Source organism: Pseudomonas sp. GD04019, assembly GCF_029837695.1.
Lineage (GTDB): Bacteria > Pseudomonadota > Gammaproteobacteria > Pseudomonadales > Pseudomonadaceae > Aquipseudomonas.
In genome coordinates, this window is the sequence record NZ_JAOEEA010000007.1 from 125,606 (window position 1) to 140,220 (window position 14,615).

Genomic DNA, 14,615 nt, shown 5'->3' on the forward strand with positions numbered 1-14,615 from the left:
TGCCGCTAGCTAATAGCCAGTCTAGAAGCTGCGCCATTAACCGTTGGCCAGGCAGCGCGGCAAGGGGCTATCTGGTAGCATGCCCGCCGTTTTCTGCCTGCTCGCCAGGCGCCAATTCTGTTATCGGCCGTTTCACGGGAAGGGCCAGTTCGAGGTAATTCATGGATTTGTGGACAGCCCTGCAGGTACTGATTCTAGGCATCGTCGAGGGCCTGACAGAGTTCCTGCCGATCTCCAGCACCGGCCACCAGATCGTCGTCGCCGACCTGCTTGGCTTTGGCGGTGAACGGGCAATCGCCTTCAACATCATCATCCAGCTCGGCGCCATCCTGGCGGTGATGTGGGAATACCGCCGCAAGATCCTCATCACCGTGTTCAATGTGCCGCGCCAGCGCCAGGCCCAGCGCTTCACCGTCAACCTGCTGATCGCCTTCCTGCCGGCCGTGGTGATCGGTGTGGCCTTTGCCGACCTGATCCACGAGTACCTGTTCAACCCCATCACCGTGGCGGCAGCCCTGGTGGTTGGCGGGGTGGTGATGCTCTGGGCCGAGCAGCGCAAGCACGAGGTCACCGTGGAAGAGGTGGACGACATGACCTGGAAGGAGGCACTGAAGATCGGCTTCGCCCAGTGCCTGGCGATGATTCCCGGCACTTCGCGCTCGGCGTCCACCATCATCGGCGGCCTGCTGTTCGGCTTGTCGCGCCGCGCCGCTACCGAGTTTTCCTTCTTCCTGGCCATGCCGACCATGGTCGGCGCCGCCGTGTACTCCGGCTACAAGTACCGCGACCTGTTCCAGCCCGGCGATCTGCCGGTGTTCGCCCTGGGCTTCGTGGTGTCGTTCGTGTTCGCCATGATCGCCGTGCGCGGCCTGCTCAAGTTCATCGCCAACCACAGCTACGCGCTGTTCGCCTGGTACCGCATCGGTTTCGGCCTGCTGATCCTGGCCACCTGGCAGTTCAGCCTGATCGACTGGAGCAGCGCCCAGGCGCACTGAGGCCGACATGGAGCGGCGCGGCACGCTGAAGAGCTGGAACGACGCCAAGGGTTTCGGCTTTATCCAGCCCGAGGGCGGCGGCGAGCCGCTGTTCGTGCATATCTCCGCCATGCGCGGGGATAGCCGGCCGCAGGTCGGCGACACGGTGGTTTATGTGGCCGGTAGCGATGCCCAGGGCCGGCCGCGGGCTCAGCACATGCGCCACGCCGGGCTGAGCCTGGATCGCCCGGCGATTCGTCGCAAGCCGGCTGGGACTGCCAAGTCATCCAAGCCCGCTACACCGAAGAGCACGCGCCCGGCGCGCGGCGAGCGATCGACGCAGCCGGGCATTCAGCAGCTGCCGCTCAAGCTGCTGGTGCTGGCGGCGCTGTGCGTGCTGCCGGTCTGGGGCGGCCTGGTGCTGCTGGAGCAAGGGCTGGTCTGGGTGCTGCTGGCCTATCCGCTGGTCAGTCTGTTCAGTTTCTGCCAGTACTGGCTGGACAAGCAGTCCGCGCGGAAGGGCCGCTGGCGCACGCCGGAGAACAGCCTGCATATCGCCGAGCTGCTCGGCGGCTGGCCCGGCGCCCTGGTGGCGCAGCAGGTGTTCCGCCACAAGACGCGCAAGCTGTCCTTCCAGCTGGTGTTCTGGGCCATCGTCGCGCTGCACCAGGCCTTCTGGATCGACCAGTTGACGCTGGGCGGCCGTTATCTAGGCCATCTGCTGCCGCTCTAGTCGAGCAGCAAACCCACCTGGCGAATCTTCGGTAGCTTGCGCACCACCAGCTGATGCGAGCAGCGCAGGCGTTCGCGCAGCTCGTCGTCACCGAGGGGGAAGGGCGGCGCCATGCTGATCCAGTGGGCGCGCGCCAGATAAGGAGCGGGATGGATGCCTGGGCGGTCGACGTAGCCGAGGAACAGCTCCGCCTCGACCTTGAACGCCAGCCGCTCGCCCATGAAGTCGAGAATGGCGAACATTTTATTGCCCGCTATTGAGAACACCCGGTTGCTGCCCCATTTAAGGTCCTCGCGGGCGCCGGGCAGGCTCAGGCAGTACGCGGCGATCTGTTCGTTGGTCATCAGGCTTCATCTTTCTGGCTGAACCGCGGCTACCCTAGCAGAGTCGCGTCGCCTCTTCCCAAAGGAGTTCCCCCGATGTCGCTCTCCCTCTACCAGGCCTCCGTGCCGCAATTCGTGCGTATGTTCGGCAACCTGTCGGCCATCCTCGACAAGGCCGTGGCCTATGCCGAAGCCAAGAAGATCGACCCCAGCGTGCTGCTCAATGCGCGCCTGGCGCCGGACATGCACCCGCTGACCCGCCAGGTGCAGATCGCCAGCGACGCGGTCAAGGGCTGCGCCGCGCGCCTGGCCGGGGTAAACGTACCGAGCTTCGCGGACACCGAGAGCAGCTTCGCCGACCTGCAGGCGCGCATCGCCAAGACCCTGGACTTCGTGAAAGGCCTGACGCCGGAGCAGATCGACAGCGGCGCCGGGCGCGAGATCGTCATGAAGTTCCCCGGCGCCGAGATGAAGTTCACCGCCGAGGACTACCTGCTGCACTTCGTGCTGCCCAACTTCTATTTCCACGTCACCACGGCCTACGCCATCCTGCGCCACAACGGCCTGGACGTCGGCAAGATGGATTACCTGGGCCGCGTCTGATTCGCCCGGCAATGAAAAAGCCCCGCATTGCGGGGCTTTTTCGTGACGGCGCAGGCGTCAGACGAAGATGCCCTGGCTGCGCAGGTAGTCGTCGTAGGTGCCGCTGAAGTCGGTCACGCCGTTCTCGGAGAGCTCGATGATGCGGGTGGCCAGAGAACCGACGAACTCGCGGTCGTGGCTGACGAAGATCAGCGTGCCCGGGTAGTTCTCCAGTGCCAGGTTGAGCGCCTCGATGGATTCCATGTCCAGGTGGTTGGTCGGCTCGTCCATCACCAATACGTTGGGCTTCTGCAGGATCAGCTTGCCGAACAGCATGCGGCCCTGTTCACCACCGGAGATGACCTTGACCGACTTCTGGATCTCGTCGTTGCTGAACAGCATGCGCCCGAGGGTGCCGCGGATGGTCTGCTCGCCCTGGGTCCACTGGCCCATCCAGTCGAACAGGCTGACATCGTCCTCGAAGTCATGGGCATGGTCCTGGGCGTAGTAGCCGACCTCGGCGCTCTCGGTCCACTTCACCTCACCGGCGTCCGGTTGCAGCTCGCCGACCAGGGTGCGCAGCAGGGTGGTCTTGCCGATGCCGTTGGGGCCGATGATGGCTACGCGCTCGCCGGCCTCGATCTGGAAGCTGAAGTTCTTGAACAGCACCTTGTCGTCGAAAGCCTTGGACAGCTTCTCGATGGTCACGGCCTGGCGGTGCAGCTTCTTGTTCTGGTCGAAGCGGATGAACGGGCTGACACGGCTGGACGGCTTGACCTCGGCCAGCTGGATCTTGTCGATCTGCTTGGCGCGCGAGGTGGCCTGCTTGGCCTTGGAGGCGTTGGCCGAGAAACGGCTGACGAAGGTCTGCAGCTCGGCGATCTGCGCCTTCTTCTTGGCGTTGTCGGCCAGCAGCTGCTCGCGCGACTGGGTCGCGGCGGTCATGTACTCGTCGTAGTTGCCCGGGAACAGGCGCAGCTCGCCGTAGTCCAGGTCGGCCATGTGGGTGCAGACCGAGTTCAGGAAGTGACGGTCGTGGGAAATGATGATCATGGTGCTGTTACGCGCCGTGAGGATGTTTTCCAGCCAGCGGATGGTGTTGATATCCAGGTGGTTGGTCGGCTCATCCAGCAGCAGCACTTCCGGATCGGAGAACAGCGCCTGGGCCAGCAGCACGCGCAGCTTCCAGCCGGGAGCAACTTCGCTCATCGGGCCGAAGTGCTGTTCCAGCGGGATGCCCAGGCCGAGCAACAGCTCGCCGGCACGGGATTCGGCGGTGTAGCCGTCCATCTCGGCGAACTCGCCTTCCAGCTCGCCCACCTTCATGCCGTCTTCTTCGCTCATCTCTGGCAGCGAATAGATGCGGTCGCGCTCGGCCTTGACCTTGTACAGCTCTTCGTGGCCCATGATCACGGTGTCGATCACGGTGAACTCTTCGTAGGCGAACTGGTCCTGGCGCAGCTTGCCCAGGCGCACGTTCGGCTCCAGCATCACCTGGCCGCCGGAAGGCTCCAGATCGCCACCGAGGATCTTCATGAAGGTCGACTTGCCGCAGCCGTTGGCGCCGATCAGGCCGTAGCGGTTGCCGTTACCGAACTTGACGGAAACGTTCTCGAACAGCGGCTTGGCGCCGAACTGCATGGTGATGTTGGCGGTGGAAATCAAGAGGCTCTATCTCGCGGGTTGCAAAGGTTTACGTTTCGGTCTGGGGCACTTTGAGGCAAAAGTCAGTTTTTCCATCTCGGCCCAGTCGCGCGCCATCCGGCCGGCGGGGTACCGAGTCAGCAGGATCTAAATCGAATGGCCGAGCTGCTTGGGATGGGTGCAGGCATCATGCCAGCCATCAGACACATGGTTGCGTAGGTGTGGCGCGCATTGTACGGGGGTCGGTAGCGAATACCCAGCATCTTTAGGGTTGTCGCCATCGATGGTGCAGATCCGAGGCCTGCTTTACATGCCTGTCGTGCTTGAGAGGAGGGACGGCTGACTGCTCTGCGCTTGACTCCGATCATGGTGCTGTCTCCGACTTTAGGCATGATGCCTTCAAAGGAGGGCATCATGCAGATTCTCGATAAACGTAAGGCGATGAGCATCCCGCCGCTGTTGCGTCTCGGCTTCAGGCCGTTCTTTCTGCTCGGCAGCCTGCTGGCGGTGCTGGCCGTTCCCGGGTGGATCTTCGCCTTGCAAGGGCTGCAGCCGTTGCCGCAGCCAATGGGCGGGTGGCTGGCCTGGCATCGTCATGAGTTGGTCTTCGGTTTTGCCGGAGCCATCATCGTCGGCTTCTTGCTCACCGCAGTGCAGACCTGGACCGGTCGGCCCAGCTTGTCCGGCAAGCCGCTGGCGGGGCTGGCCGCCCTGTGGGTTCTGGCCCGCCTGGCCTGGTGGCTGGGCTCGCCCGTGTTGCTGATCCTGGCCAACCTGGCCTTCCTGATCGCGGCGACGCTGGTCGTGGCGCATCTGCTCTGGGCGGTGCGCCAGAGCCGCAACTATCCGGTCGTTGCCGTACTGGCCTTGTTCACGCTGGCCGATCTGCTGACGCTCATCGGGGTCGCCCAGGAGCAGGATGGGTGGCAGAGACAGGGCGTCTGGGCCGCCGTCTGGCTGGTGGCGGCGATGATGGGGTTGATTGGCGGTCGGGTGATTCCCTTCTTCACCCAGCGCGGCCTGGGGCGGGTGGCCATGGTCCAGCCATGGCCCTGGCTCGACTGGGCGCTGCTGGGGCTCACCGCGTTGCTGGCCGTGCTGCATGCCGTCGGGGTGGCGCTGGTGGCGCAGCTCTGGCTCGCACTGCCGTTCGCCGCGCTGGCGCTCGGTCACGGCATTCGCCTGGTGCGCTGGTTCGATGGCGGGCTGCTGCGAGTGCCGCTGCTGTGGTCGCTGCATCTGGCCTACGCCTGGCTGGTCGTTGCCTGCTTGGGCATGGCGCTCTGGCATGGCGGGCTGATCGCCGGTGCCAGCCAGGCGCTGCACGCACTGACGGTCGGTGCCATGGGCGGGCTGATCCTGGCGATGCTGGCGCGGGTTTCGCTGGGGCATACCGGCCGACCGCTGGAGTTGCCTGCCGGCCTGCCCATGGCCTTCGTGCTGCTCAACCTGGGCGGCCTGTTCCGCGTGGTCGGCGTCGGCTTCTGGTACCTGCCGTCGCTGTGGCTGGCGGCCGCCTGCTGGGTGTGCGCCTTCGGCCTGTACCTCTACCACTACGCGCCCATGCTCTGTCGCACGCGTGCTGACGGCCACCCGGGATGAGGATCTGACATGGTCTATCTGCTGCTGAAGTTCGCCCATCTTGCCGCTGCCGCCTTCTTCATCGGCGGCGTGTTCTTCGAGGTGATGATTCTCAGCCGGGCTGCCCGCAGCCTGGAGCCCGGGCCCCGCGAACAGCTGTCCAGGGCGCTGGGTCTGCGGGCGCGCAAGGTCATGCACTGGGTGGTGCTGGTGCTCTTTGCTGCCGGCCTGGGATTGGCCTGGCATTACCGCGCGGCGCTGGCCGATCCCTTCGCCAGCAGCTTCGGCACGCTGCTGACGCTGAAGATCTGCCTGGCCCTGAGCATCCTCGGGCACTTCCTCGGCGTGGTCTTCCTGATGCGCCGCGGGCGCATGACGCCGGCGCGTTCGCGGCTGATCCATCTCAGCGTGCTGGTGCAGATGCTGGGCATCCTGTTCCTGGCCAAGGCCATGTTCCTGCTGAACTGGTAGGCGCAGCCAGGCACCGGCGTTTGCCGCCTGCCTTGACCGGCGTCAAGCACGGCGCCGTTCGCGGGCAGCGTGATGCAGGGGTATCCAGGCGGCCGAGTATCCTTCGATCCACAGGCCGCGCTCCTTAGGCTGGGACTTCCGATCCCAACCGAGGAAGACGCGATGGATTTTGCCTTCAGCCCGCGAGTGGAAGCGCTGCGCCTGCAGCTGCAGGGCTTCATGGATGCCCACCTGGTGCCGCGCCACGCCCAGTGGCTGGCCGAGACCCGCGCCGGGCGCCTGCCGGTGTCCTTCATGGACGATCTCAAGGCCCTGGCGCGCAGCGAGGGGCTGTGGAACCTGTTCCTGCCGGGCCTGCGCGCCGACGAGCCGGGCACCCGCCTGGGCAACCTGGAATACGCGCCCCTGGCGGAGATCATGGGGCGGCTGCCCTGGGCCTCCGAGGCGTTCAACTGCAGCGCCCCGGATACCGGCAACATGGAGCTGCTGCATCTGTTCGCCAGTGCCGAGCAGCGCCAACGCTGGCTGCAGCCGCTGCTGGACGGCGAGATGCGTTCGGCCTTCGCCATGAGCGAGCCGGACGTCGCCTCGTCGGATGCGAGCAACGTGCAGACGCTGATCCGCCGCGACGGCGACCACTACGTGGTGAACGGTCGCAAGTGGTTCATCACCAATGCCACGCATCCGCACTGTCGCCTGCTGGTGGTGATGGGCAAGACCGCGCCCGACGCCGAGCCCCATCGCCAGCAGAGCATGCTACTGGTGCCGTTGGAAAACCCGGGCGTGCAGGTGCTGCGCAACATCCCGGTGCTCAATCACCTGTCGTCCGAAGGGCACGCGGAGATCCTCCTGCGCGACGTCCGCGTGCCGCTGGACCATCTGCTCGGCCGGGAGGGCGACGGCTTCATGATGGCCCAGGCCCGCCTGGGGCCGGGGCGTGTGCATCACTGCATGCGCGCCATCGGCATGGCCGAGCTGGCGCTGCAGCTGTTGCTGGAGCGCTGCCAGGAGCGGCGTGTGTTCGGGCGTCATCTGGCGCAGTACGCCAACGTCGGCGACTGGATCGGCGAGTCGCGGCTGGACATCGAACAGGCCCGCCTGCTAGTGCTGAAGACCGCCTGGATGCTGGACGAGGTGGGGGCCAAGGCGGCCAGGAGGGAGATCGCCATGATCAAGGCGCAGGTGCCGCGCATGCTCTGCCGTGTGGTGGATCGCGCCATGCAGGTATTCGGCGCCATGGGCCTGAGCCCGGATACCCCACTGGCCGATTTCTATACCCTGGGACGCGCCCTGCGCTTCGCCGACGGCCCCGACGAGGTCCACCTGCGCAGCCTGGCGCAGTGGGAGCTGGCCGAGAGTGCCGCGCGCTTCGGCCAGTCGGCGGCCTACCTGACGCCTTTCGGCGCCTGAAAGCGACTCGGCCCGCTTGCGCGGGCCGAGTCTAGCCAATACACATCTAACGCTGATTCAACTAGCCGATTGGGCACCTCCTTCCGCGCGCTGCGGCACGGTCTTGCCGGTGGGGGAGAAGAAGCCGCTGACGACTTGCCAGGCCATGGCCAGGGCGCCGACGATGAATACCACGTCCCCGAAGGTGCGCACCCAGCGCAGGGTCTGCAGCAGGTCCTGCTGCATGAAGGCCTCGCTGCGGGCATACCACAGGCCCTGGCTGACGCTGGCGTGGAACTGGATGATGCCGATCGGCAGCAGGCTGGTGGCGATCATCAGCACCAGGCCGCCGTTGAGCCACCAGAAGGCGACCTTCATCAGTCCTTCGTTGAATTGCATCTGCGGGCGGATGTAGCGCAGCACCAGCAGGGTGAAGCCGAGGGCGAGGAAACCGTAGACCCCGAACAGTGCCGCATGGGCATGCACCGGCGTGGTATTGAGCCCTTGCACGTAGTACAGCGAGATCGGCGGATTGATCATGAAGCCGAAGACCCCGGCGCCGAGCATGTTCCAGAAGGCCACGGCGACGAAGCACAGCAGCGGCCACTTGACCCGCTCCATCCATACCGCGCGGCTCTTCAGGCGCCAGTTCTCCCAGGCCTCATAGCCGAGCACGATCAGCGGCACCACTTCCAGGGCGCTGAAAGTGGCGCCGACCGCCATCACCGGCGTAGTGGTGCCGGCGAAGTACAGGTGGTGGAAGGTACCGGGCACGCCGCCGAGCATGAACAGCGAGGCCGAGGCCAGGCTGGCGGTGGTGGCCATGCGCTTGGACACCAGGCCCATGCTGGAGAAGATGAAGGCCAGTGCGGTGGTGGCGAATACCTCGAAGAAGCCTTCCACCCACAGGTGCACCACCCACCAGCGCCAGTATTCCATCACCGACAGGTGGGTCCGCTCGCCATAGGCGAAGCCGGCGCCGTAGAACAGCCCGATGGCGATCACCGAGGCGGACAGCAGGGCCAGCAGGTTCTTGTCGCCAGGCTGGCGGAAGGCCGGCAGGATGCCGCGCAGCATCAGCAGCAGCCAGAAGGCCACGCCGGCGAACTTGCCGATCTGCCACAGGCGGCCGAGGTCGACGTATTCGTAACCCTGGTGGCCGAGCCAGAAGTTCCACTCGGCCGGCATGATCTGGGCGATGGCCAGGTAGTTGCCGACGAAGGAGCCCAGCACCACGGCTACCAGCGCCCAGAACAGCACGTCGACGCCGAGCTTCTGGAACTTCGGATCCTTGCCGCCGTTGATGATGGGGGCGAGGAACAGGCCGGCGGTGAGGAAGCCGGTGGCGATCCAGAACAGCGCGCTCTGGATGTGCCAGGTGCGCAGCAGCGAGTAGGGGAACCATTGCGACAGCGGGAAGCCGTAGAAGTCCTGGCCCTCCACCGTGTAGTGGGCGGTGGCGCCGCCGAGCAGCACCTGGAAGCTGAACAGTCCGACCACCAGCAGCAGGTACTTGCCCAGCGCCTTCTGCGATGGCGTCAGTGCCACCAGGCTCAGCGGGTCGTGTTGCGGGGCGACGGGCTCGTCTTCCTCGTGGTCGCGCAGGAAGGCCCAGGCCCAGACTAGGAAGCCGATGCCGGCGATCAGCAGGATCACGCTGGCGATCGACCACATCAGGTTTTCCGCGGTCGGCTGGTTGCCGATCAGCGGCTCGTGCGGCCAGTTGTTGCTGTAGGTCGCCTCCTGGCCCGGGCGCTCCGTGGCAGCCACCCAGGCGGTCCAGAAGAAGAAGCGGGTCAACTGCTCGCGCCGGGCGGCATCGGGCAGGGTGTCCTCCTTCATGGCGAAGCTCTTGCGGCTGCCCTGCAGCGCCGGATCGTTGCCGAACAGCGCGTCGTAGTAGGCGGCGGTCTGGACCATGGCTTCGATGCGGCGCTCGCTGAGCACCAGTCGCTCACCCTGTACCTGGTTGCCGCGGTACTCGCGCTTCAGTTGCTGGCGCAGCAGGGCCTGGTGATCCTCGTCCACCTCGGCGTAGGGCTTGCCATACTCCTGCCGGGCGGCCAGGTCGAGCCAGGCCGTCAGCTCACGGTGCAGCCAGTCGGCGGTCCAGTCCGGCGCCTGGTAGGCGCCGTGGCCCCAGATCGAGCCGAGCTGCATGCCGCCAACGCTCTGCCAGGCGGTCTGGCCATCGAGGATATCGTCGGCGCCGAACAACTGCGTGCCGTCCGCGCTGACTACTTGTGCGGGAATCGGCGGTGCCTGCCGGTACACTTCGCGGCCGAACCAGCCGAGCAGGCAGAAGGTCACGCCGAGCACGGCGATGAGCAGCCACCAGAGTTTGCGATATTCACCCATGTTGCACCTCCTCGCCCTGAGCACGAGGGAACAGCAGGTTGTTTTCCAGGTGGATGTGCTGCATCAGGTCGATGCGCAGCTCGTCCAGGCCGCGGTACAGGGCGCGCCAGGTGTTGCAGGCACCTGCTGGCGGCTGCATGTCGCCGGTCAGCTCGATCAGGCGCTCCAGTGCCTCGCCGTGCTGATCATGCTCGTAGCGCATCACCGAAATCGGCCCGCCGACCATCCCCCCGGCGCCACGGATGATCATCGGGAAGAGGATCTGTTCCTCCTTCTGCATGTGGCTCTCCAGCTCCTGCTGCATGGCGATCAGCAGTTCGGTCAGACCGTTCGGGCATTCCGGCCGGCTGCCGTGGACCTGTTCGACGCGCGCAGACAGTCGGATCAGCTCGGGCAATTGCTGGCGGTGAACGTCGTGGTAGCGCTGCAGGATATGTTCGATCAGGCGCTCGGAATCGGCCCGACGCCAGTCGGCCTCCAGGGCCTGCTGCGGATCGAGCGCGAGTAGGCGGGACTCCACCTGGTAGGCATCGATGCCGCGTTCGAGCGCGGCTTGGCGCAGACTCTTCTGGCCGCCACAGCAGAAGTCGAGATGGAATTCGTGGAACACCCGGGTAGCGCCGGGAATGTTGCAGGCCAGGTTGCCAAGTGTGCTGTCGAGCAGAGGGGTGGCCATATGGCTCTCCTTATCAGGCTGATACTCACCCGCTCTATCGCAAACCCCGTGCCTGCTCTGGACTTGACGTAAATCAAGGGCTTGCGGGGTGACGAGGTCTAATCTACCCGGGAACTTCAAGGTGCTGGATACCCGAAATGGTAGATTTGACCCCGCTCCAGAATGCCCTGCTCGCCGACCTCGCCGGCGAATTGCCGAGCGCTGTCCGCTTGCAACGGCTGGTGGTGGTGCTGCGCGAGGTGTTCTCCTGCAGTGCCGTGGTCCTGCTGCGCCTGGACGGCGAGAGCCTGCGCCCACAGGCGGCCGTGGGCCTGGCCCACGAGGTGCTCGGGCGCAGCTTCCTGCTGGCCAAGCACCCGCGTCTGGCGCAGATCCTGGCCCAGCGCGAGCCCCTGCAGTTTGCTTCCGACAGCGATCTGCCCGATCCCTACGATGGTCTGTTGCAGGACACCCCGGACGAGCCACTGCCGGTGCACGACTGCATGGGCATGAGCCTGTACCTGGATGGGCGGCTGTGGGGCGCGGTGACCCTGGACGCGCTGGACCCCGGCAGCTTCGATCGTCGCGCTACCGAGCGCCTGCAGCGTTACGCCCTGCTGATCGAGACGGCGCTGCGGGTCAGCCGCCTGGAGTCCGAAGTGCGCAGCCTGCGCCTGGCGCGCCGCGAGGCGGTGGAGGGCGACGACGAGGCCAAGGGCATGATCCTCGGCGAGAGTCCGGTGCTGCGGCAGCTGCTCGAGGAGCTGGCGGTGGTGGCCGACTCCGACCTGCCGGTGCTGCTGCAGGGCGAGACGGGGGTAGGTAAGGAACTGTTTGCCCGCTGGTTGCATGCCCACTCGCCACGCGCCCGCAAGCCGCTGGTCTACGTGAACTGCGCCGCGTTGCCGGAGACCCTGGCCGAGAGCGAGCTGTTCGGCCATATCAAGGGCGCGTTCTCCGGCGCGGCCCAGGATCGCCCGGGGCGCTTCGAGGCCGCCAACGGCGGGACCCTGTTCCTCGACGAAATTGGCGAGCTGCCGCTGTCGATCCAGGCCAAGCTGCTGCGCGCGCTGCAAGGTGGCGAGATCCAGCGCCTGGGCGCCGACCAGCCGCGCCATGTGGATGTGCGGGTGATCGCCGCCACCAACCGGCGACTGTGGGAGGAGGTGAGGGAAGGGCGCTTTCGCGCCGACCTCTACCACCGACTCTCCGTCTACCCGGTGCACATTCCGCCGTTGCGTGATCGCGGGCGTGACGTGCTGGTGCTGGCCGGCCATTTCCTCGAACTCAACCGCGCCCGGCTGGGACTGCGCTGTTTGCGCCTGTCGCCGGATGCCGAGCGCACCCTGCTGGCCTATTCCTGGCCCGGCAACATTCGCGAGCTGGAGCACGTGATCAGCCGCGCGGCCCTCAAGGTGCTGAGCCAGGCCGAGTCGCGCACTGCGCTGCTGAGCATCGAGGCCCCCTGGTTAGGGCTGGATGCGCCTGTGTTGGAGCCTCAGGTCGCCACCGCGACCACGCCGCTGCTGCCGCAGGAGTCCCTGCAGCAGGCGCTGGATCGCTACCAGCGCGAGCTGATCGAGAGCGTGCTGCAGCAGCACGACGGCAAGTGGGCCGCCGCCGCACGCGCGCTGAAGACCGACCCGAGCAACCTGCGCAAACTGGCGCGGCGCCTGAACCTCATCTGACTGGAGATTTTCCGTGCTCACTCATCTCGATTCCCAAGGCCGCGCCAACATGGTGGACGTCACCGACAAGGCGGTGACCTGCCGCGAGGCCGTGGCCGAAGCCCGCGTGCGCATGCTGCCCGCGACCCTGGCGATGATCGCCGACGGCAGCCATCCCAAGGGCGACGTGTTCGCCGTGGCGCGCATCGCCGGTATCCAGGCGGCGAAGAAGACCTTTGAGCTGATCCCGCTGTGCCACCCGCTGCTGCTGACCAGCATCAAGGTCGAGCTGGAAGCCGAGGGCATCGACTGCGTGCGCATCCAGGCGCGCTGCAAGCTGGCCGGGCAGACCGGCGTGGAGATGGAGGCGCTGACCGCCGCCAGCATCGCCGCACTGACCCTCTACGACATGTGCAAGGCGGTGGATCGCGGCATGTGCATCGAGGCCGTGCGCCTGCTGGAGAAGAGCGGCGGCGCCTCGGGGCACTTCTGTGCGCCTTGAGTTTGGTCAAGGTGCATCCAGGCTTGAACGCCCAGACTGCTGGCATCTTCCAGCCAAGAGTCGCTGCAGATGGATATGAATGATCGCCTGAGCGGCATGCGCCAGCAGTACGGAACCGATGTGCTGCTGGAGCGCGGTGCGCCCGACTCGCCGCTCCAGCTGCTGCGCAGCTGGTTGCATGATGCCGTGGTGCACGAGCGGCCGCCCGTCGAAGCCAACGCGATGTTCCTGGCCACGGTGGATGCCGAGGGCCAGCCGCATTGCCGCGTGGTGTTGCTCAAGGGGGCTGACGAGCAGGGTCTGGTGTTCTACAGCCACCTGGGCAGCGCCAAGGGCCAGGAATTGGCCGGCAATCCGCGGGCCGCCCTGGCGTTCCACTGGCCGGCACTGGAGCGCCAGTTGCGTATCGAGGGCACGGTCGAGCCCGTCGCCGCGGATGAGGCGGATGCCTATTTCAACAGCCGCCCGCTCCCCAGTCGGCTGGCCTGCTGGGCCAGCGAACAGAGCCAGGTCATCGCCGGGCGTGGCGAGCTCGAGGCGCGGCTGGCGCTGGCCAGGTACCGTTTCCTCGATCGCGAGCCGCCGCGCCCGGCGGGCTGGGGCGGTTACCGGGTGAGCCCGGTGAGTCTGGAGTTCTGGCAGGGACGCCCTGATCGCCTGCACGACCGCCTGCGCTACAGGCGCACGGCCGAGGGTTGGTGCAGAGAAGTGTTGGCGCCCTGAAGCAGGAGAGACGAGATGCTTGAAATTCATTACTTCGCCGGTTATCGCGAGCGCTTGGGTGTGGACCGCGAGCGCTTGAGCTGGCAGCCCGAGCTGGCCAGCGTCGGCCAGCTGCGTCAGCTGTTGCTGGACCGGGGCGGGGCCTGGGCGGTGTTGGCCGCAAGCAACCTGATGTGCGCCCGCAATCAGGAAATCTGCGGGCTGCAAGAGGCGCTTTGTGACGGTGACGAGATCGCCTTCTTCCCGCCCGTGACCGGAGGTTGAGATGACCGTCAGCGTGCAGGCCGCGACCTTCAGCGCGGCACAACTGCTGGAGTCGCTGCAGCAGGGCAATGGCGAGGTCGGCGCGGTGGTTGGCCTCGTCGGCCTGGTGCGGGACTTCAACCCGGCGGGGACGGTCAGCGAGCTGTACCTCGAACACTACCCCGGCATGACCGAGAAGTCCCTCGCCGGCATCGAACGCGAGGCGCGCGCGCGCTGGCCGTTGCTGGCGGTGGAGATCGTGCATCGCGTGGGCGCATTGGCGCCGAGCGAGCCCATCGTCTTCGTCGGCGTCAGCAGCGCCCACCGCCAGGCGGCATTCGAGAGCTGCGCCTACATCATGGATCAGTTGAAGACGCGGGCGCCGTTCTGGAAGAAGGAGTCGGCCGGACACAGCGGCCACTGGGTGGATGCGCGAGCCGAAGACCGCGTGGCGGCACAGCGCTGGGACAGCTGAGCGCCTCACTCGTCCTGCGGCTGCTTATCCTCCTGGGTGGGCGGCTCTATCCCCCAGTCGCCGAACAGGTACCAGTCCTCGCCCAGGGTTTCCAGCGGATGCATGGTGCGGTCTGCGCCGTTGCCGCAGGCCAGCGAATTGGCCGGGCAGTAGCGGTCGCATCCCCAGCAGACACGCTCGGGGTGGCTGGGGTGCAGGGGGAATTTCTTGCTCATGTTCCCACCTTGGGGTTGCTCGACTGGCCTTCAGGTTAGCCGAGCGTGATGGTCGGCCATTGACCTCGATCAAGGTCGGT

General features: G+C 66.2%; 16 protein-coding genes. 11 read left to right on the top strand and 5 right to left on the bottom strand.

Going from position 1 to position 14,615, the window contains the following annotated elements; translation table 11 throughout:
* Positions 1-161: 161 nt before the first annotated feature.
* Both N7607_RS12870 and N7607_RS12875 read left to right on the top strand, forming a co-directional pair.
* Positions 162-995: an undecaprenyl-diphosphate phosphatase gene (locus tag N7607_RS12870; RefSeq protein ID WP_279865347.1), complete on the top strand. Its 834-nt coding sequence runs from the start codon at positions 162-164 to the stop codon at positions 993-995.
* Between the two features lie 7 nt (positions 996-1,002).
* Complete coding sequence (locus tag N7607_RS12875; protein ID WP_279865346.1) at positions 1,003-1,707, top strand: DUF1294 domain-containing protein; 705 nt, start codon at positions 1,003-1,005, stop codon at positions 1,705-1,707.
* Here N7607_RS12875 and N7607_RS12880 read toward each other — a convergent pair.
* Positions 1,704-2,051, bottom strand: a complete 348-nt coding sequence (locus N7607_RS12880) for an MmcQ/YjbR family DNA-binding protein (RefSeq protein ID WP_279865345.1) — start codon at positions 2,049-2,051, stop codon at positions 1,704-1,706. The genes N7607_RS12875 and N7607_RS12880 overlap by 4 nt on opposite strands.
* A 75-nt stretch (positions 2,052-2,126) precedes the next feature.
* On the opposite strand from N7607_RS12880, the gene N7607_RS12885 reads away from it, so the two are divergent.
* Positions 2,127-2,633: a DUF1993 domain-containing protein gene (locus N7607_RS12885; RefSeq protein WP_279865344.1), complete on the top strand. Its 507-nt coding sequence runs from the start codon at positions 2,127-2,129 to the stop codon at positions 2,631-2,633.
* 57 nt (positions 2,634-2,690) lie between these two features.
* Here the strand turns inward: N7607_RS12885 and N7607_RS12890 are convergent, their stop codons facing one another.
* Positions 2,691-4,277, bottom strand: a complete 1,587-nt coding sequence (locus N7607_RS12890; RefSeq protein WP_279865343.1) for an ABC-F family ATPase — start codon at positions 4,275-4,277, stop codon at positions 2,691-2,693.
* A gap of 393 nt (positions 4,278-4,670) precedes the next feature.
* Here N7607_RS12890 and N7607_RS12895 point away from each other — a divergent pair, with 393 nt between their 5' ends.
* The 3 genes from N7607_RS12895 (at position 4,671) to N7607_RS12905 (ending at position 7,718) form a co-directional block, all read left to right on the top strand.
* A complete protein-coding gene (locus N7607_RS12895) occupies positions 4,671-5,858 on the top strand; it encodes an NnrS family protein (RefSeq protein ID WP_279865342.1) in 1,188 nt (395 codons plus the stop codon).
* 9 nt (positions 5,859-5,867) lie between these two features.
* Positions 5,868-6,308 (top strand): hypothetical protein, encoded by a 441-nt coding sequence (locus tag N7607_RS12900; protein ID WP_279865341.1) that lies wholly within the window; start codon positions 5,868-5,870, stop codon positions 6,306-6,308.
* Positions 6,309-6,470: 162 nt separating this feature from the next.
* Entirely contained in the window at positions 6,471-7,718 is a 1,248-nt protein-coding gene (locus tag N7607_RS12905; protein WP_279865340.1) for an acyl-CoA dehydrogenase family protein, read from the top strand.
* 57 nt (positions 7,719-7,775) lie between these two features.
* Here N7607_RS12905 and N7607_RS12910 read toward each other — a convergent pair whose 3' ends face one another.
* Both N7607_RS12910 and ytfE read right to left on the bottom strand, forming a co-directional pair.
* Positions 7,776-10,055, bottom strand: coding sequence for a nitric-oxide reductase large subunit (locus tag N7607_RS12910; protein WP_279865339.1), 2,280 nt, complete (start codon positions 10,053-10,055; stop codon positions 7,776-7,778).
* Positions 10,048-10,731: an iron-sulfur cluster repair protein YtfE gene (ytfE, locus tag N7607_RS12915; RefSeq protein WP_279865338.1), complete on the bottom strand. Its 684-nt coding sequence runs from the start codon at positions 10,729-10,731 to the stop codon at positions 10,048-10,050. Before ytfE ends, N7607_RS12910 begins: the two co-directional genes overlap by 8 nt.
* 137 nt (positions 10,732-10,868) lie before the next feature.
* Here ytfE and norR point away from each other — a divergent pair, with 137 nt between their 5' ends.
* From norR to N7607_RS12940, 5 genes are all read left to right on the top strand, one after another.
* On the top strand, positions 10,869-12,398 hold the full coding sequence (norR, locus tag N7607_RS12920; RefSeq protein WP_279865337.1) for a nitric oxide reductase transcriptional regulator NorR: 1,530 nt from the start codon (positions 10,869-10,871) through the stop codon (positions 12,396-12,398).
* Between the two features lie 13 nt (positions 12,399-12,411).
* Complete coding sequence (gene moaC, locus N7607_RS12925; RefSeq protein ID WP_279865335.1) at positions 12,412-12,879, top strand: cyclic pyranopterin monophosphate synthase MoaC; 468 nt, start codon at positions 12,412-12,414, stop codon at positions 12,877-12,879.
* 75 nt (positions 12,880-12,954) lie between these two features.
* On the top strand, positions 12,955-13,602 hold the full coding sequence (pdxH, locus tag N7607_RS12930; RefSeq protein ID WP_279865474.1) for a pyridoxamine 5'-phosphate oxidase: 648 nt from the start codon (positions 12,955-12,957) through the stop codon (positions 13,600-13,602).
* 15 nt (positions 13,603-13,617) lie between these two features.
* Positions 13,618-13,866, top strand: a complete 249-nt coding sequence (locus tag N7607_RS12935) for a MoaD/ThiS family protein (RefSeq protein WP_279865334.1) — start codon at positions 13,618-13,620, stop codon at positions 13,864-13,866.
* A 1-nt stretch (position 13,867) separates the two neighbouring features.
* Positions 13,868-14,320, top strand: coding sequence for a molybdenum cofactor biosynthesis protein MoaE (locus N7607_RS12940; protein ID WP_279865333.1), 453 nt, complete (start codon positions 13,868-13,870; stop codon positions 14,318-14,320).
* Positions 14,321-14,325: 5 nt separating this feature from the next.
* Here the strand turns inward: N7607_RS12940 and N7607_RS12945 are convergent, their stop codons facing one another.
* Complete coding sequence (locus N7607_RS12945; protein ID WP_279865332.1) at positions 14,326-14,535, bottom strand: DUF3079 domain-containing protein; 210 nt, start codon at positions 14,533-14,535, stop codon at positions 14,326-14,328.
* Positions 14,536-14,615 lie beyond the last annotated feature (80 nt).